Here is a 17,111-nt window from a genome sequence, read left to right as displayed (position 1 = left end):
AAGCGCCACAAGACAAGGACGAAGGAGACGACACGATGGGATCGGAAAATCTGGCGCGCCGGCGCATGCTGAAGCAGTCCACGGTGCTGCTGGCCGCGTGCGCGGCGGCGCAAACAGTCCCCGCCCGCGCCTGGGCGGCGGCCGGCACGGACGCGGTGCGGGACGGCCCCAGGATGCGCACGATCACATCGTCGGCCAGCGACGCGGTGCGCCTGGCGGTGGTCGAGGCCGGCAATCCGGCGGGACCGTCCATCGTCTTCGTCCATGGCTTTTCGCAAAGCCACGAAAGCTGGATCAGGCAACTGCAGGACCCCGGTTTGCTGGAAAAGCACCACCTGGTCGCCTATGATTTGCGCGGCCACGGCAAGTCGGACAAGCCGCTGGCGCCGGAGGCCTATCGCGACCCGCGCAAGTGGGCGGATGACCTGAACTCGGTCGTGCGCGAGACCTGCCGTGACCGCCCCTGCGTGGTGGCCTGGTCGTACGGCGGCCGTGTCATCAACGACTATCTGGGCGTCTACGGCGATGCCGGGCTGCGTGCCATCAATTACGTCGCGGCCACGTCCACCGGCGACCGCAGTACGCTGGGCAGCGCCTACGGGCTGCTCGCGGACATGCTGTCCGACGATCCGGCCACGGCGCGACGAGGCACGGAAGCCTTCTTGCGTGCCTGCTTCGAGCGGCAGCCTTCGGCGACCGCCATGGCCGGGATGGTGCGCTACAACGACGAAACGCCGGTGGCCGTGCGCAAGCTGCTGGGCGGCCGGCCCGCCGACTACGATGCCGTCTTGCGGCAAGTGAAGGTGCCGGTGCTGGTCACGCACGGCGAGCACGACCGGATCTCCGCCGTCGCCATGAGCCGGTACACCGTCGGGAGGATTCCCCAGGCCAGGCTCTCGCTGTACCCGGACGCCGGCCATTCCACGTTTTACGAAGACGCGGCGCGCTTCAACGGCGAGTTGGCAGCATTCATGGGGGCGGTGCATCCCTGATGCCCCGTGCGCCGACGCGACCGGGCTAGAGCGCGCGCCACATCGCCAGCGCCGCCACGGCCAGGGCGCCCAGCTTGAGCAGTTTGCCCGGCCCGCGGACGCCCCGGCGGAAGCCACCGTCGATGGCATGGCCGGTGGAGGGCGCGAACAGGTTGCCGTCCCCCACGGGCGCGGGCTTGGCGGCCTTGAACGCGCCATCCATGACGCGCCGCGTGATGCCGGCGGACAGGTCCGGGGCGACGGTGTGCGCCAGGCGGGCCGGCCACGCCACACTGCCCAGCATGGTCGAGGGACGGGGACGCCGGGCCAGCGCCACCAGCGCCGCCGCGACCTCGCGCGGATCCAGCATGGGGGAAGCGGGCCGCAGATGCTTGCCCGAGTAATTCGCCCCGTGCCGCATGCCCGGCGTGTCGACGAAGGTGGGGTAGAGCTCGCATACCGCCACGTCCGGCACATCGGCGAGCTCGGCACGCAGCGATTCGGTAAAGCCGCGCAGGGCGAACTTGCTGGCGGCATAGGAGGCGGCGTAGGGCGTGGCGGTCCACCCGCCTATGGAGATCATATTGATCAGCACGCCGCGCCGCCGTTGCCGGAAATGCGGCAGCACGGCATGGCAGCCGTAAAGGTGTCCCAGCAGATTGGCCTCGATGACGCGCCGGTGCGCCTGCACGGGCACCTGGTCGAAGCGGCCCACCGCGCCCGTGCCGACATTGTTGATCCACACGTCGATGTGGCCGAACTCGCGGATCGCGGTGTCGGCGAGAGACCGTACCTGCTCCGGGTCGGTGACGTCGGTAGGCACCGCCAGCGCCGGCACCCCGGCATGGCGGCATGCGGCCGCGACGGCCTGCAGCGCCGGCGTGTCGCGGGCGGCAAGCACCAGGGTGGCGCCTTCCCGGGCGTAGGCCAGGGCGGTGCCATGGCCGATACCGCTGGACGCGCCGGTCAGGACGATGACGGAGCCGGAGATCGTTGGCATGGCGGTTTCCTTGTCGCGTATCCCGCGCGATCCGCGGGAGGACCCCTTGCCGCAACCCGCGTGCCCCGAACCGCTAGGGTCGGATCGCCGGATCGGCCGGGGACGGGTTCGCCAGGCCCTTCAATGCGCGATAGGCTTCGTTCAGGCCGCTGTGCAGACGCTTGTCGCGCCTTATGACGACAGCCAGTTTGCGGTATAGCCGGGGGCTGAGCGGGCGCGCCACGACATCGTGCCGCTGCGCCTGCCGGGGTACCGCCATGCCGGGCAGGATGGCGCAGCCCAGGCCGGCGGCGACCAGGCCCTTGATGGCTTCCACGCTGCCCAGCGACATCACGGGACGGAGATCGATGCCGCTTCGGCCGAACCACTCGTCGGCGATGCGGCGGGTGTTGCCGCCGGGCTCGAACAGCAGCACCGGCTTGCGGGACAGGGCCTCCGCCGTGATCCTGGCGGGCAAGGACATGCCGGCCGGCGCAAGGAGCAGGAACTCATCCTTGAGCACCGGCGTGACCTCCAGCGCGCGGCCGGCGGCGGGCATGGTCACCAGGCCGATGTCCAGCACGTTTTCCTCGATGCTCTTGACGATGTCCGGCGTGTTGCCGGTCGCGACGGTGATTTCCAGATTGGGGAACCGTTGCCGCAAGTCCTTCAGCAGGGGCGGAAGCAGGAAGATGCAGGCCGTGGCGCCCGTGCCCAGGCGCACCCGCCCGGTGGGCCCGTGGGCACGCCGGGCCACGGCCTGGACGGCCGCCGCCACGGCGCTTTCGACGCGCGCGGCGTGCGAGAGCAGGTCCGCGCCGGCGGCCGTCGGCCGTGTGCGGCGCCCGACCCGCTCGATCAGCGTGGCACCCAGGCTGCGCTCCAGCTGGCGGATCTGCAGGCTGACCGCCGGCTGGGAAATGTCCAGCCGTTCGGCGGCGGCCGAGAAGCTGCCATGTTCCACGACCAGCACGAAGGTGCGCAGGTAATCCAGGTTGATGTTCTTGGTCAAGATAAGCCTTATGCCTGGCATGGATGGGACAAGGGCGGTCGCCGCGCTCGGTGAATGCGGGCCGCCTTGCGCGGCGGTCACGCCTTTCGCGTACGCCGTGCCGTCTTGCTTCCGGTCGCGCCGGCGGCGGCCGGCCCCGGCGATTCCGGCCTGGCGCCGGCACCTTGCAGGAAAAGCCGGGTGATGGCGGCGAATTCCTTGCGCAGCGCCAGCCCTGGCCGGTGCAGCCACCTGAGCAACGCGCCCAGGTACAGATGATGATAGCTGGAGGCGAGCTGGTCGGCCGGGAAGTCCGTGCGAAGCTCGCCGGCCTGCTGGCCCGCGGCAATGAGCTGGCGCCAGACGATCGCGATATCGCCCGTCTGGCCGTCCCCAGGCCTGGGCTCGCTGCCGATGGCCAGGAACCGATGTTCGAGATAGGCCTTCAGATATGCGGGATGGGCCTCGCACCATTGCGCCGATGCGTCCAGGATGCAGGATACCCGGGACAGGAAGGTGCGGCGCTTGGCGATGTCGTCGCGCAGGCCGGCCAGATCGCGTTCCAGCTGCGCGTCCACCCAGTGTGCCAGCAACGCTTCCTTGGTGGGGAAGTGGTTGTACAGCGTGCGCTTGGCGACATCCGCCTGCGCGGCGATCTGTTCCATGGTCACGGATTCGTAGCCGCGCTCTTCGAACAGGCGCGCGCCGGTGGCCGACAAGTGCGCGAGCATCCACGCGCGTTTGCGGTCCCGGCGTCCGGGCTTATCCGTCAGGCTTGCCATGCCACCTTCTTTACTTGTAGTGTACGATGTGCAAAAGTATACGACGTATACGTTTGTTGGTGCTAGGTTCCGGTTGCGATTGCGTAGCAGATACGGCAAGGGCGTGCGATGAAAATCCTGGTGGTGACGTATGGAACGGAAGGCGACACGCGGCCCCTGGCCGCGCTGTGTCGCGGCTTGCGTGACGCGGGGCACGATGCCAGCCTGCTGGCGGACCGGTCGACGCTGGGCTCCGCCGCGGCGCTGGGCGTGCCCGCGCAGCCATTGTCCGGCGATATGCGCGCGGCCCTGGAGCCCGGCGCGGTGCTGTCTTCCGCCGTCGCGCGAAAGGCGGGCTTCAAGCGCACCGCGCAGGCATTGGCATGGATCGCCAATGCGCATACGCGGGATTGGATGCGGGAAGTCAAGGCGGCTTCGGAGGGCTGCGATGTCCTGGTCTTTTCCGGCCTGGCGGCCTTTGTCGGCGTGTCGGTTGCCGAATACCGCGGCATCAAGGCGATAGGCGCGGGCTTCATTCCCATCACGCCCACCAAGGCGTTTCCTTCGCCCTTCCTGCCGCCCGGCGCCTTGCCGCGCTGGTTGAACCGGCTCAGCCATCGATTCGCCAATGCCATGTTGTGGCGGGTTTTCCGCGACGCCACCAATGCCGCGCGCGCCGAGATCTGCGGGCTGCCGCCCCGGCGCGCGGTATGGACCGCGCATCCTATGCTCTATGGCGTATCGCCCAGCCTGGTGGGACGTCCCGCGGACTGGCCGGCCAACGCCCTGGCCTGCGGCCAATGGAAGATGGCCGATCCCTTATGGACGCCGCCGGCCGCCTTGCAGGCTTTCCTGGACGCTGGAGAGCCGCCCATGTATATCGGCTTCGGCAGCATGGCCGGATTCGATCCCGCCGAGATGGCATCGATGCTGATCGCCGCGGCGGGCGGCCGGCGTGTGCTGTTCTACCCGGGATGGAGCGGCATCGACGCCAGCGGCTTGCCGGGCAATTTCTTCGTCCTGGGCGATACGCCGCACGGCTGGCTTTTTCCGCGCACCTCGCTGGTCGTCCACCATGGGGGCGCGGGCACCACGCACTCGGCAGCGGCCGCGGGCGTACCGGCCGTGGTCGTGCCTTTCGCCGCGGACCAGTTCTTCTGGGCCGACAGGCTATGGCGCCTGGGCGTGGCGGCAAGGCCGCTGCCGGGCGCGCGCCTGAGCAGCGCGGGACTGGCGCGGGCCATTGCCTGCGCCGACGGCGCGGACGTAAAGGCGCGGGCCGGCGCGCTGGGACGGCGGATGGCGCGCGAGCAGGGCGTGGCGGACGCGGTCGCGACGATCGAGCGATGGGTAGCGACGGGTGACGGCGAAGACCCGCTGGGCGTTCAGCCCGCGCGGGCGTAGCGGCTCGGCGATACGCCGACGTGGCGGCTGAAGGCGGTGCTGAACGTGCCGGTCGATCCATAGCCGACCTGTTCCGCGATCGTGCCGATCGCGACGTCGCCCCTGCGCAACATATCCTTCGCGATGGCCATGCGCCACGCCAGCAGGTACTCCATCGGCGGCAATCCCACGGCGCGCCGGAAGCGTTCGAAGAAGGCGGAGCGCGATAGCGCGGCCTTTTTCGCGAGTTCCTGGATGGTCCAGGGGTGCGCGGGGGCGCCGTGTATCAGCCGCAGTGCCTTGGCCAGGCGGGAATCCGCCATGCCGCGAAGCAGGCCGACGGGCGCCGCGCTGCCGGCGGAGGAGCGCAGCGCTTCGATCAGCAGGATTTCCACGAGCCGCACCAGGACATGTTCACGGCCCGGACGCCGTGCCATCGATTCCTCCCTGAGCAATTGCACCAATGTGGATAATCTATCCACGCCGCGCACATGCAGCAGGGCAGGCAATAGCGATACCAGCAAGGCCGCATCGGGCGTATCGAACAGAAAGAACCCGCCCAGCATGCGGACGTCCGGCCGTCCGCCGCGCCGTCCGTGCCGGACCTCTCCTACCGGAGAAGGCGCGGTCTTCGGGTCGACGACGGTCGGCGTCGCCGGCTCGAATCCGCACATGGTGAAGCCCGGCGTCGCGGGCATCAGTACGAAGTCGCCCGACCGCAGCGTAATCGAGGGATGCGCGTCGACCTTGAGCAGGCAGCTGCCTTCCAGGACCGTACAGAAACTGGGCTCCCCGAACGCCGAATAGCGCACGCCCCATCGTCCAGCGCCGCTGATGAGTTTGCTGAATACGGTGCGCGGCCGCAGCAAGGTAATGATCGAGGATAGCGGATCGGCCACGGGTGGACTCTCGCAAAACAAATACGGACGAACGATTGTAGAGAGTCCGTCTGCCAGGGGCTATCGTTCTGCATCGACAAACGCTTGCGGAGAACCCATTGAAGACTGTCTTGATCACCGGCTGCTCGTCCGGCTATGGCGAGGCGATCGCCGCCTATTTCCACTCGCAGGACTGGAATGTGATCGCCACCATGCGCAGCCCGCGCGAGGACATTCCGCGATCGCCGCGGATGACGGTACTGCCCCTGGACGTGACGGATCCCGCCAGTATCGCGGCGGCGGTGCAAGCCTGCGGACCGGTCGATGTGCTGGTCAACAATGCCGGCATCGGCCTGTTCGGCGCTTTCGAGGCGACCCCGATGCGTATCGTGCGCGAAGTCTTCGAAACCAATACCTTCGGCACGATGGCGGTGACCCAGGCGCTGCTGCCGGGCTTCCGGGAACGCAAATCCGGTGCGATCGTCAACGTAACGTCGAGCGCGACCCTGGCGCCGTTTCCATTGGTGGCCGCCTATACGGCCAGCAAGACGGCCATCGAGGGCTTCAGCGCATCCCTCGCGCTGGAGCTGGAAGCGTTCAATATCCGCGTCAAGCTGGTCGAGCCCGGATATGCCCCGTCTACCCGATTCGCCGAGAACGGACAGGCCCGTATGCGGGGATTGGTCACCGAGCCCTATGCCCCGCTGGCGCAGGCTTGCTTTTCGTCGCTGGCCGAGGTCGGCGCGGTGACGCGCGAGATCGACGTGGCGCATGCGGTGTGGCGAGCGGCATCGGACCTATCGAAGGGCCTGCGGTTTCCCGCGGGCGCCGATGCGGTCGCGCTTGCCGCCGAGGATCGAAAGACATATGCCGCACCGGCGTAGCGGGAGCGATTCCCGCGCCATCGCGCCGGGCGCGGCATGGTCGATGGCGCGGCTCGTTAGCGAGCGGCGGACTTCGGATCGGGGTAGGGGTCCCTCAATACCGCCGAGCCGGTTTCCAGCAGCGATTTCAGGTTCGAGATGACCTTGGGCCAGCCGCCGGACACGGCCTCGATAAGCCTGGAAGGGTCACGCTCTATCGTATGCGTAATGGAAAGCTTGACCGCGTCCTCCACGGCTTCCAGCTCCATCGTGCACAGCGACGGGCCCTCGGCCTTGAGCTCCGGACGGAATTCGTTCTGCCAGCGTATCGCCAGGCGTCGTGGCGGATCGGCTTCGACGATTTCGCCCGCATCGAATACCCGGCCATCGCTGGACAGCAGCGTCCAGGGAGACCCCGCGGTCCATGCGCTTTCGCAATGCATGCCGAACCAGTACTGCTCCATGAAGGCCGGGTCGGTCAGCGCCGACCACAGTTTCTCGGGCGTGGTGCGGATATAGGCAACGTAGACAAAGGTGGATCTAGCCATCGGGTCTCTCCAGTCGTCGTTTGAGGTCCGAGATCGCCTTGAGACGCGGCTTCTCGAACTTGGCAATCCAGCGCTCGTAGATTTCCTGCAGCGGTACCGGATTGAGGAAATGCAGTTTTTCGCGGCCTTGCCGCTGCGTGGCGACCAGGTTGGCGGCCTCGAGCAGCGCCAGGTGCTGCGTGACGCCTTGCCGGCTCATGTCCAGGTGTGCGCATAGCTCGTTGAGCGTGCGGCCATCGTGGGCATGCAGCAGGTCCAGCAGCTTGCGGCGGCTGGGGTCGGCCAGGGCCTTGAAAAGCAGGTCGGTGTCGTGGGGCTCCGTCATCTCGAAAGGCAAGTAATCGCTTGCATGAATGATAGGCAAGCAATGGCTTGCATGTCAAGCGTGCGTTGCCGGATAGGGATATGATTGAGTAATCGCTCATTTATCGAGAGGCATATGGCACGTCCGCGCAGCGAGGACAAACGCGATGCGATCCTGGCCGGCGCCGCGCAGGCATTGGCGGCGGAGGGCGAGGCCGCGACGACGGCGCGGATCGCCCGGCTGGCCGGTGTCGCCGAAGGCACGATATTCACCTACTTCGACAGCAAGGATGTCCTGCTGAACGAGCTGTATGTCAGCCTGAAGGCGGGATTGCGCCAGGCGATGCTGGACGGATTCCCGCGCGGGGGCAGCCTGGAGCGCCGCGTCCGCCATGTCTGGGACGCCTATATCGGCTGGGGCCTGGCCAATCCGGACGGGCGCAAGGCCTTGCGGCAGCTGGATGTGAGCGGCCGTATCGATGCGCGGCATCGCGCCGCGGGCGCGGAAGGCTTCGGCGAAATCAGCGCCATGTTGCGCGAGCGCCTGGGCGCGCCCGGGGCCTTGCCCGAAGAAGAGGTCAAGGCCTTTCGCGGTGCGCTCTTCACGTCCCTGGCCGCCACGACGATGGAGTTCATCGCGCGAGACCCCGGCAGCGCCGAGGGATATCGGGAACAGGGTTTCCGGGCATTGTGGGCGGTATTGAAGGCGGGCTAGCCACGCACGGGGCTCGCAGTGGGCGCGGCGGATAGACTAATTAATGAGTGAGTAATCAACCATTTAATCACGGTCGCGTCACGCGGCCTTTTCGCAAGGAGTCGAGCATGTCGAAAGTCTGGCTGGTTACCGGGGCCGCGCGCGGCCTGGGCCGCTTCATCGGCGAGGCGGTATTGGAGGCGGGCCATCGTCTGGTCGCCGGGGTCCGCGATCCGTCGCGCCTGTCCGATCTGGCCGCACGCCATGGCGGTCGCATTCTTCCTGTCGTCCTCGATGTCCAGGACGAGACCGCGGCGCGGCAAGCCGTGAAGGCGGCCGTCGATGCGTACGGGCAGATCGATGTCCTGGTGAACAACGCCGGTTATGGCCATGCCCGGCCGTTCGAGCAAATGTCGTCCGAGGATTTCCGCGGCCAGATCGAGACCAATCTGTACGGGGTGGTCAACCTGACGCGCGCGGTGTTGCCGGTGATGCGGGCGCAGCGGCGCGGCCACATCTTCCAGGTGTCATCCGTGGGGGGGCGCACTTCTACGCCGGGACTGTCCGCCTATCAGGCGGCGAAGTGGGCCGTCGGCGGTTTCAGCGATGTCGTCGCCAAGGAAGTCGCGCATCTGGGGATCAAGGTCTGCACGCTGGAGCCTGGGGGCATGCGGACGGACTGGGCAAGCACGGCGCGGGGAACGACCGATGGCATCCTGCCGGATTACGAGCCGTCGGTCGGGCGCGTGCTGCAATTGCTTGCGGGCTACGCCGGCCAGGAAGTCGGAGATCCGGCCAAGATCGCCCGCTTGATACTCGACCTGTCGAACCGCGAGGATCTTCCTTTGCGCCTGTTGCTGGGCGGCGACGCGCTATACGTCTGCGAGCAGGCCGAGGCGGAGCGCGCGCGCGAGCTGGAGGCGTGGCGGCCGACCACGCTGTCCACCCACTTTCCCGGCGCGGGCCTGCCTGCCGGGCTGGACGCGCTGAAGCGTTTCAAATAACGCGCGTCGGTCCCGGACGGCGGCTGATGGCGGTTGCGATGGAATGCAGCCGCCTCTTCGGCGGCCCGGCCGACCCTAGCGCGTCGCCGCGACCGCGTTCAGCGCCGCCATCGCGTCGTCCGGAAGATGCAGGGTCGCGGCGGCGAGATTCTCGCGCAGGTGGCCAAGGGACGACGTGCCGGGAATCAGCAGGATGTTGGGCGCGCGCCGCAACAGCCAGGCCAGCGCCACCTGCATCGGCGTGGCGTCGAGGCCACGCGCGACATCCGTCAGGATGGACGATTGCAGCGGATTGAAGCCGCCCAGGGGGAAGAAGGGCACATAAGGGATGCCCGCGCGCGCCAGTTCGTCGATCAGCGCATCGTCATCGCGATGTGCCAGGTTGTACTGGTTCTGCACGCAGCCGACGTCGCAGATGCGCCGTGCTTCGGCGATCTGCGCGGCGGTGACGTTGCTCAGGCCGATGTGGCGCACCAGGCCTTGCCGTTGCAGTTCCGCCAGCGCGGCCAGCGGCGCTTCGATGGATCCTTCCGCGGGCCGGTGCACGTCGAACATGATGCGCAGGTTGACCACGTCCAGTACATCGAGTCCCAGGTTGCGCAGGTTATCGTGAACCGCCTGTGTCAGCGCTTCCGGCGAGAACGCCGGCAGCCATGCGCCTTTCTCGTCACGCCGGGCGCCCACCTTCGTGACGATGACCAGGTCTTCCGGATAGGGGGCCAGGGCTTCGCGGATCAACTGGTTGGTGATGTGGGGACCGTAGAAGTCGCTGGTGTCTATGTGGTTCACGCCCGAGGCCAGGGCCTCGCGCAGTACGGCCAGCGCCGCCTCGCGGTCCTTGGGGGGACCGAATACGCCGGGGCCGGCCAGCTGCATGGCGCCGTAGCCCAGCCGGTTGACGGTGCGGCCGGCCAGGGGATGGGCGCCGGCTTTGTCGATCTTGGACATGACGTAATCTCCTTGATGAATCATGCGGACAAGATAGCGGCTGGGGCCGCGCGCGATAATCCCATACAATCCGCACGGGTTGTGCGGAAAACAAAACAATGAAGGTCGACCTGAACGATTTGCATGCCTTCGCCGCGGTGGCGCGAGCCGGGGGTTTTCGCGACGCGGCGCGCCTGGGCGGCACCAGCGCCTCGCGCCTGAGCGAGGCCGTGCGGCGGCTGGAGGCCCAGGTGGGCGTCCGCTTGCTGCATCGGACCACGCGCAGCGTGGCGCCGACCGAAGCGGGCCAGGGTCTGTTGACCCGCCTGGCGCCAGCGCTGGCGGAGATGGAAGCCGCGCTGGATACGGTCAACCGGTTCCGCGACAGGCCGGCGGGCACGCTCAAGCTGAATGTGCCCATGAGCGCGGCGCGCCTGGTTTTGCCGGCCATCGTGCCGTCCTTCCTGGCCGCCTATCCCGATATCCAGCTGGAAGTGGTGGCCGAGGAAAGCTTTGTGGACGTGCTGGCGGCCGGCTGCGACGCGGGCATACGCTACGAGGAACGCCTGGAGCAGGACATGATCGCGGTGCCGATCGGACCGCGCGTGCAGCGCTTTGCCGCGGCGGCCGCGCCCGCCTATCTGGATCGCCATGGCCGGCCCCGGCATCCGCGCGAGCTCATGCGCCATGCCTGCCTGCGTGGCCGCTTCCCCAGCGGAGCGACGCCCGCGTGGGAGTTCGAGCGGGGTGGCGAGGTCGTGCGCATCGAACCCGGCGGGCCGCTGATCGTGCGTATCGGCGGCGCCGTGGACCTGGCCGTGGATGCGGCGATCGCCGGCACCGGCATCGTTTACCTGTTCGAGGATTGGCTGCGCCCGCATCTGGCAAGCGGCGCGCTGGAGCCCGTCCTGTCGTCGTGGTGGCCGAAGTTCTCCGGGCCCTTTCTTTATTACTCCGGAAGACGGCTGATGCCCGCGCCCTTGAAGGCCTTCGTCGATTTCATCAAAGCCCCGCCGCGCTGAAGGCTGTCGTCGATCGCATCAGAGCGCCGGCGCGCAGGCTGCTCAGGCGCGCTTGAGAGGCGCCAGCGTGGAAATGGGCACCGGCGCCCGGTCTTTTTCCGGGACGCGATGGAAGCGTCGCGCAATGTCCAGGAAGGCGGTCAGCGCGCTGGAGACGTAGCCATCCGTGCGGCGGATGAACAAGGTTTCCGCGCGCGCCTGTTCGCGCGGCAGGCGATGCAGCGCGATCCGTCCGGCCTCGAAAGCCGACTGGACCACGCCCCGGGGCAGCAAGGTCACGCCCACACCGGCGGCCGTGCAGCTGAGGATGGCATCGAGCGAGCCGAATTCCAGCGGCCGCGCGACGACGATGCCCATGCCGGCCAGCAGGGTTTCCAGGCGCTGCCGATAGGAGCAGCCGACATTGAAGACGACGGTTTTGAGGTCGGCGACCTTGGCAAGATCCTTCAAGGAGCGGATGGCGGGGCTGGTGGCCAGCACCAGTTCCTCGGTAAAGATGGTCTCCTGGTGGATGTCCGGGTGGTCGACCGGCCCGCTGACGAAGGCGCCGTCCAGCCGGCATTCCACGACGTCGCGCAGCAGGGCGGTGGTGGTGCCCGTGCCCAGCGATAGCGTGACCTGCGGGTAGGCGCGCGCGAACTCGATCAACAGCGGCGAAAGGCGCAACGCCGTGGTGGTTTCCAGGCCGCCCAGCGCCAGGGCGCCCGCGGGCGAGCCGTCGTCCCGGGCCGCCGCGCGCGCTTCGGCCAGCAGTTTGGCGATGCGGCCGACGAAAGGCAGCATGCGCTGTCCCGCGGGGGTGATCGTGACGCCACGCGCGTGGCGCTGGAAAAGCGGTACGCCCAGTTCGTCTTCCAGCGCGCGGATGCGGGCGGTGACATTGGACTGGACGGTATGCAGCTCGCTTGCTGCCTTGTTCATGCTGCCGTGCCTGGCGACGGCGGCAAGGGTTTTGAGATCGGCGACGTCCATGGTTCCCCCCGGAAAACGCGGCATGCCGGCGGGGCGGGCGATGGCCGCCCCGGACCAGTGGCACGCCGGCCAGCGTAGCACATATCACTAGGGCAGATATCCCGTATCTTGTTAATTCGCTTCTTCAGATAGCTGGCCAGGCGTACGCTTGAGTGCGTCAGGCAGACGAGGAGCGCATCATGGACAGGACCATGGACATCGACGGCGGCGAAACCATCAAGCAGGGTGCCGGCGCCCGCTGGGCGACGCTGGCCGGCTTTTGCGCCAGCCTGGTCGGCATCGGGTTGGCCCGTTTTGCCTATACGCCGCTGCTGCCCGCCATCGTCGGCGCGCATTGGTTCGAGGCCTCGGTGGCCGCCTACCTGGGCGCGGCCAATCTGGCGGGCTATCTGGCGGGCGCATTGCTGGGCCGCCCCATCGCGGCACGCTGGCCGGTCGCCGCCACCCTGCGGGCGATGATGGTACTGGCCACCGTCGCGTTCTTCGCCTGCGCCTACCCGCTTTCCTTTGCCTGGTTCTTCGCCTGGCGCTTCCTGGCCGGGCTGGCGGGGGGCGCGCTCATGGTGCTGGCGGCGCCTGCCGTGCTGCCGCTGGTGCCCGCGGCGCGGCGCGGGCTCGCGGGGGGCGTCATTTTCATGGGCGTTGGCGTCGGCGTAGCGGCCTCCGGCACGCTGGTGCCCCTGCTGCTGGCGCAAGGCCTGCGGGATGCCTGGCTGGGCCTGGGCGTCCTGTCCGTGGCCTTGACGGCGATCGCGTGGAAGGGCTGGCCCCGGGACGGGGCAGCCCCGCCAGCCCCTGCCGGGCAGGCGCGGCCGGCCCAGGCGCGGCCGGCTCAGGCGCGGCCGGCTGAGGCGCGGCCGGCCGAGGCGCGGCCCGCCGGGCCGCAAGCGGCCTCCCCGCGGCATCGGACGCCGCGCGTACCGGGGCTGCGGGCGCTGTACGTGGAATACGCCTTGAATGCCGCCGGCTGGGTCCCGCACATGATTTTCCTGGTGGACTTCGTCGCGCGCGGCCTGGGACAGGGCCTGCAGGCCGGCGCGCAATATTGGGTGCTCTTCGGTATCGGCGCCACGGTGGGGCCCGTGCTGGCCGGCGCGTTGGCCGACCGCACGGGTTTCGCGCGCGCCCTGCGGCTGGCCTTCACCTTGCAGGCGTGTGGCGTGCTGGTACCGGCGCTGGGCCTGGGCGCGGGCTGGCTGATGGCGTCCAGCGTGGTGGTGGGCGCTTTCGTGACGGGGACGGTGCCGCTGGTACTGGGACGCGTGCACGAGTTGCTGGCGCATCACCCCGCCCATCGCAATCCGGCCTGGCGGACGGCGACGGTGGGCTTCGCCCTGTTCCAGGCGCTGGCCGCCTATGCCTTGTCCTTCGTCTTCACCCGCAGCGGCGGCGACTATGGCTTGCTGTTCGTCATCGGCACGGGGGCGATGGTGCTGGCCCTGGCGATAGACCTGCTGGCGGGCAAGCGCGCGCGCGCCGCCGCGTGATGGCCGCCTTCATCCTATCGACGCGAAGTATTTGGCCGGCGGCTTGCCCAGCGACTTCTTGAACATGGTGATGAAGGCGGTGACGGACTCGTAGCCCAGTTCCTCGGCCACCCGCTGTACCGTGCGGCCCTCCGCCAGTTGCCGCAGCGCGACGATCAGGTGCAATTGCTGCCGCCAGCGGCCGAAGGTGAGTCCGGTTTCCTGCCGTACCAGCCTGGCCAGGGAGCGCTCGCTCATGGCGACTACCTCGCCCCATTGCGCCAGCGTGCGGCGGTCGGCCGGATTGTCCGATAGCATGGTGGCGATCCTGCGCATGCGCGGCTCGTCGGAGATCGGCAAGTGCAAGCGTTCCACGGGCATGGTGGCGAGTTCCTCCAGCAATACCGCCGCCTTGCGGCCGGTCGGGCTGTCGGCCAGGTAGTCGGCCGCCTGGTCCGCCATGTCCAGGATGAGGGCATGCACCAAGGGCGAGATCGCCAATGTGCAGCAGTCGGCCGGCAGCGGCGCGGCGCCCGGCTGCACATACAGGTAGCAGATTTGCGCGTTGGCGGTGGCGCGAATGCTATGGGGCATCATGCCCGGCACCCATACGGCATAGCGCGGCGGCACCATCCAGATCGCGCCGGAGACTTCGCAGGTGACGCCGCCTTTCATGGCCAGGATCAATTGCCCCTGGCGATGGTGGTGGATGGGGATCTCCGTACCGTGGTCCGCGGCCTGCAGATGCAGGCCGGTTACGGGCCCGGTGGCGAAGTCCAGGTTGAAGTCCAGGGGCAGGCTATCGAGCAGCATGGGGCCAGGGCCGGCAGGCGTGAAGCAACTTTGGCAGTTTTTAGATATTTGTTGGCATAGTAGCTAAATTCATATGCGGAAGATACGGGTAAGGTGACGACATTGCCATCTCTTCCTTATCGGTACTTCCTGCCATGTCTACACAAACGGCCCGCCTTCCCGTCGCAAGGCCACTCCTGCTCATCGCCGGGCTGCTGCTCATTGCGTGCACGCTGCGCGCGCCTGTCACCGGCGTCGCGCCGGTGCTGGACATGATCCAGTCGGCGTACGGGCTGACGCGCGCGCAGGCCGGCTTGCTGACGACGCTTCCCCTGGTCGCCTTCGGCGTGATTTCGCCGTTCGCCGCCTCCATCGCCCGCGCCTACGGTCTGGAGAGGACCTTGTTCGGCGCCTTGGTCCTGGTCATCGCGGGGATGGCGATCCGCTCCGTCGCACCCCTGTGGGGCTTGTTCGCGGGGACCTGCGTCATCGGTTCCGGCATCGCGATCGCCAATGTGCTGCTGCCCAGCCTGGTCAAGCGCGATTTTCCCCACAAGGTGCCCACCGTGACGGGTTTGTCCGCCTTGATGATGGGCGCCATCGCGGCCGGCGCCTCTGCCACCGCGGTGCCGCTGGCCGAGGCCTATGGCTGGCGCGCGGCGCTGGGCGCGCTCGCCGTGCTGCCCCTGGCCGCCATCGTCGCCTGGAGCGCGCAGCTCGGCGCGCATACCGCGCCGGCCAGGAGCACGGCGGCCATGCCGCATGGCGGCCGCGTCTGGCACTCCCCGATCGCCTGGCAGGTCACCTTGTACATGGGAATCAACTCCTTGCTGTACTACGTCCTGGTGGGATGGCTGCCCGCCATATTGATCGACCACGGGTATACCGCGGCGCAGGCGGGCTCGCTGCACGGATTGATGCAGCTGGCCTGCGCCTTGCCGGGACTGGTGCTGGGGTCCATTGTCAGCCGCATGAAAAACCAGGCGGCGATCTCGGCCGCGATGGGCGTGGCGATAGGCGTGTCCCTGGTCGGCTTCCTGTATGCCCCCGGCCTGGCGACGGTGTGGGCGGTGCTTTTCGGCGCCGGCTCGGGCAGCGCGATCATCCTGTCGCTGATGTTCATGAGCCTGCGCGTGGCCAATGCGCACCAGGCGGCGGCGCTGTCGGGCATGGCCCAGGGCGTCGGTTACCTGTTGGCGGCCTGCGGGCCCATCCTGGCCGGCATGGCGCACGACGTGGCCGGCAACTGGCATACGGTGATGGCCGGCGGCATTGTGCTGTCCGCGGTCATGGCGGTGTTCGGGGCGCTGGCGGGCCGGGCCAGGCAGATGGCTGCCCATGGCGGCCCATCCCGCTGAACACAGGAGCGGCCATGGGACAGGGGCCCATGGCCGCGATGCGCCTTAGTCGGCGCCGACGGGCTGCGAGCGCCGCGGCAGCTTCCAATTGGGGCGCACGAAATGGCAGGTATAGCCGTTCGGGATGCGTTCCAGATAGTCCTGGTGTTCCGGTTCGGCTTCCCAGAACGGACCGGCCTGGGCGACTTCGGTGACTACCTTGCCGGGCCACAGGCCTGACGCGTCCACGTCGGCGATCGTGTCTTCGGCCACGCGTTTCTGTTCGGGGCTGGTGTAGTAGATCGCCGAACGGTAGCTGGTGCCGATGTCGTTGCCCTGGCGGTTGCGCGTGGTGGGGTCGTGGATCTGGAAGAAGAATTCCAGCAGTTGCCGGTAGCTGGTCTTGTCCGGGTCGAAAATGATTTCGATCGCCTCGGCATGCGTGCCGTGGTTGCGGTAGGTGGCGTTGGGGACATCGCCGCCCGTGTATCCCACGCGCGTCGAGATGACGCCGTCGAAGCGGCGGATAAGGTCCTGCATCCCCCAGAAGCAGCCCCCGGCGAGTACAGCGCGTTCCTGGCTCATTGGATGTCCTCCACTTGATCGAGATAGGCGCCATAGCCTTCCGCTTCCATCCGGTCGCGCGGAATGAAGCGCAACGACGCCGAATTGATGCAATAGCGCAGGCCGCCGCGGTCGCGCGGCCCGTCCGGAAATACGTGGCCCAGGTGGCTGTCGCCATGCGTGGACCGGACTTCGGTACGGATCATGCCATGCGAGGTGTCGCGCAATTCGTTGATATTGGCGGGCTCTATGGGCTTGGTGAAGCTGGGCCAGCCGCAGCCGGATTCATACTTGTCGGACGAAGCGAACAGCGGTTCGCCGGATACGATGTCGACGTAGATGCCCGGTTCTTTGTTGTCCAGGTATTCCCCGGTGCCTGGCCGTTCGGTGGCGCTTTCCTGGGTGACCCGGTATTGCTCGGGCGTGAGCCGCGCGATGGCCTCCGGATCTTTGCGGTACATGGACATAGTTGCTCCTTGGACGAAGAAGGACCCTATAGGTGGGGCGGGGCCGGCGATATTCAAGGCGGCCGCCCGGGCGCTTTTCATGGCCGGAACGGGCGGCCACTCAGGAAGAAGTATATGTTTCCCCTACGCCCGGCGGGGCGATAACCCGCGCGCGGTCCCGGTTTCCCGGATGCCGGTCTTATCCCTAAG

The 17,111-nt window shown here is 68.0% G+C and carries 19 protein-coding genes; 8 read left to right on the top strand and 11 right to left on the bottom strand.

Features of this window, described 5'->3' with window-relative positions:
* Positions 1-35: 35 nt before the first annotated feature.
* The gene (locus BAU06_RS15705) at positions 36-992 is read left to right on the top strand and encodes an alpha/beta fold hydrolase (RefSeq protein ID WP_066351496.1); all 957 of its coding nucleotides are present in this window, start codon (positions 36-38) and stop codon (positions 990-992) included.
* 25 nt (positions 993-1,017) lie between these two features.
* Here the strand turns inward: BAU06_RS15705 and BAU06_RS15700 are convergent, their stop codons facing one another.
* From BAU06_RS15700 to BAU06_RS15690, 3 genes are all read right to left on the bottom strand, one after another.
* Positions 1,018-1,971, bottom strand: a complete 954-nt coding sequence (locus BAU06_RS15700; RefSeq protein ID WP_066351492.1) for an SDR family oxidoreductase — start codon at positions 1,969-1,971, stop codon at positions 1,018-1,020.
* Positions 1,972-2,044: 73 nt separating this feature from the next.
* Positions 2,045-2,962, bottom strand: a complete 918-nt coding sequence (locus BAU06_RS15695; RefSeq protein ID WP_335617487.1) for a LysR family transcriptional regulator — start codon at positions 2,960-2,962, stop codon at positions 2,045-2,047.
* 77 nt (positions 2,963-3,039) lie between these two features.
* Positions 3,040-3,723 carry a TetR/AcrR family transcriptional regulator gene (locus BAU06_RS15690; RefSeq protein ID WP_082993719.1) on the bottom strand — a complete coding sequence of 228 codons (684 nt, stop codon included), beginning with the start codon at positions 3,721-3,723 and terminating at the stop codon, positions 3,040-3,042.
* Between the two features lie 108 nt (positions 3,724-3,831).
* Here BAU06_RS15690 and BAU06_RS15685 point away from each other — a divergent pair, with 108 nt between their 5' ends.
* Entirely contained in the window at positions 3,832-5,106 is a 1,275-nt protein-coding gene (locus BAU06_RS15685; RefSeq protein WP_066351475.1) for a glycosyltransferase, read from the top strand.
* Here BAU06_RS15685 and BAU06_RS15680 read toward each other — a convergent pair.
* Positions 5,088-5,984 carry an AraC family transcriptional regulator gene (locus BAU06_RS15680; protein ID WP_066351472.1) on the bottom strand — a complete coding sequence of 299 codons (897 nt, stop codon included), beginning with the start codon at positions 5,982-5,984 and terminating at the stop codon, positions 5,088-5,090. The two genes, BAU06_RS15685 and BAU06_RS15680, sit on opposite strands and share 19 nt — an antisense overlap.
* A 98-nt stretch (positions 5,985-6,082) precedes the next feature.
* Between BAU06_RS15680 and BAU06_RS15675 the strand changes: the two genes are divergently transcribed.
* Complete coding sequence (locus tag BAU06_RS15675; RefSeq protein ID WP_066351468.1) at positions 6,083-6,847, top strand: SDR family oxidoreductase; 765 nt, start codon at positions 6,083-6,085, stop codon at positions 6,845-6,847.
* Positions 6,848-6,903: 56 nt separating this feature from the next.
* Here the strand turns inward: BAU06_RS15675 and BAU06_RS15670 are convergent, their stop codons facing one another.
* Together BAU06_RS15670 and BAU06_RS15665 are read right to left on the bottom strand one after the other, a co-directional pair.
* On the bottom strand, positions 6,904-7,374 hold the full coding sequence (locus BAU06_RS15670; RefSeq protein WP_066351465.1) for an SRPBCC family protein: 471 nt from the start codon (positions 7,372-7,374) through the stop codon (positions 6,904-6,906).
* On the bottom strand, positions 7,367-7,699 hold the full coding sequence (locus tag BAU06_RS15665; RefSeq protein ID WP_066351462.1) for an ArsR/SmtB family transcription factor: 333 nt from the start codon (positions 7,697-7,699) through the stop codon (positions 7,367-7,369). The genes BAU06_RS15670 and BAU06_RS15665 overlap by 8 nt, the downstream gene beginning before the upstream one ends.
* 114 nt (positions 7,700-7,813) lie before the next feature.
* Between BAU06_RS15665 and BAU06_RS15660 the strand changes: the two genes are divergently transcribed.
* Positions 7,814-8,392 (top strand): TetR/AcrR family transcriptional regulator, encoded by a 579-nt coding sequence (locus tag BAU06_RS15660; RefSeq protein WP_066351451.1) that lies wholly within the window; start codon positions 7,814-7,816, stop codon positions 8,390-8,392.
* Positions 8,393-8,499: 107 nt separating this feature from the next.
* The gene (locus BAU06_RS15655; protein WP_066351442.1) at positions 8,500-9,375 is read left to right on the top strand and encodes an SDR family NAD(P)-dependent oxidoreductase; all 876 of its coding nucleotides are present in this window, start codon (positions 8,500-8,502) and stop codon (positions 9,373-9,375) included.
* 75 nt (positions 9,376-9,450) lie between these two features.
* Here the strand turns inward: BAU06_RS15655 and BAU06_RS15650 are convergent, their stop codons facing one another.
* Entirely contained in the window at positions 9,451-10,323 is an 873-nt protein-coding gene (locus BAU06_RS15650) for an aldo/keto reductase family oxidoreductase (protein WP_066351433.1), read from the bottom strand.
* A gap of 98 nt (positions 10,324-10,421) precedes the next feature.
* Between BAU06_RS15650 and BAU06_RS15645 the strand changes: the two genes are divergently transcribed.
* A complete protein-coding gene (locus tag BAU06_RS15645; RefSeq protein ID WP_066351426.1) occupies positions 10,422-11,324 on the top strand; it encodes a LysR family transcriptional regulator in 903 nt (300 codons plus the stop codon).
* Between the two features lie 42 nt (positions 11,325-11,366).
* Here the strand turns inward: BAU06_RS15645 and BAU06_RS15640 are convergent, their stop codons facing one another.
* A complete protein-coding gene (locus BAU06_RS15640; protein WP_066351420.1) occupies positions 11,367-12,296 on the bottom strand; it encodes a LysR family transcriptional regulator in 930 nt (309 codons plus the stop codon).
* A gap of 191 nt (positions 12,297-12,487) precedes the next feature.
* Between BAU06_RS15640 and BAU06_RS15635 the strand changes: the two genes are divergently transcribed.
* Entirely contained in the window at positions 12,488-13,783 is a 1,296-nt protein-coding gene (locus tag BAU06_RS15635) for a YbfB/YjiJ family MFS transporter (protein ID WP_066359145.1), read from the top strand.
* Positions 13,784-13,792: 9 nt separating this feature from the next.
* Here BAU06_RS15635 and BAU06_RS15630 read toward each other — a convergent pair whose 3' ends face one another.
* Positions 13,793-14,575 carry an AraC family transcriptional regulator gene (locus tag BAU06_RS15630; RefSeq protein ID WP_066351406.1) on the bottom strand — a complete coding sequence of 261 codons (783 nt, stop codon included), beginning with the start codon at positions 14,573-14,575 and terminating at the stop codon, positions 13,793-13,795.
* 134 nt (positions 14,576-14,709) lie between these two features.
* Between BAU06_RS15630 and BAU06_RS15625 the strand changes: the two genes are divergently transcribed.
* Positions 14,710-15,912 (top strand): MFS transporter, encoded by a 1,203-nt coding sequence (locus BAU06_RS15625; protein ID WP_066351397.1) that lies wholly within the window; start codon positions 14,710-14,712, stop codon positions 15,910-15,912.
* 45 nt (positions 15,913-15,957) lie between these two features.
* Here BAU06_RS15625 and msrA read toward each other — a convergent pair whose 3' ends face one another.
* Entirely contained in the window at positions 15,958-16,476 is a 519-nt protein-coding gene (msrA, locus tag BAU06_RS15620) for a peptide-methionine (S)-S-oxide reductase MsrA (protein WP_066351391.1), read from the bottom strand.
* Complete coding sequence (gene msrB, locus BAU06_RS15615) at positions 16,473-16,922, bottom strand: peptide-methionine (R)-S-oxide reductase MsrB (RefSeq protein WP_066351385.1); 450 nt, start codon at positions 16,920-16,922, stop codon at positions 16,473-16,475. The genes msrA and msrB overlap by 4 nt, the downstream gene beginning before the upstream one ends.
* Positions 16,923-17,111: the final 189 nt, after the last annotated feature.

The sequence above is a fragment of the Bordetella bronchialis genome (assembly GCF_001676705.1).
Taxonomy (GTDB): domain Bacteria; phylum Pseudomonadota; class Gammaproteobacteria; order Burkholderiales; family Burkholderiaceae_B; genus Bordetella_C; species Bordetella_C bronchialis.
Note: the sequence above shows the minus strand (reverse complement) of the source record. Positions and strands in the feature narration are given on the sequence as shown.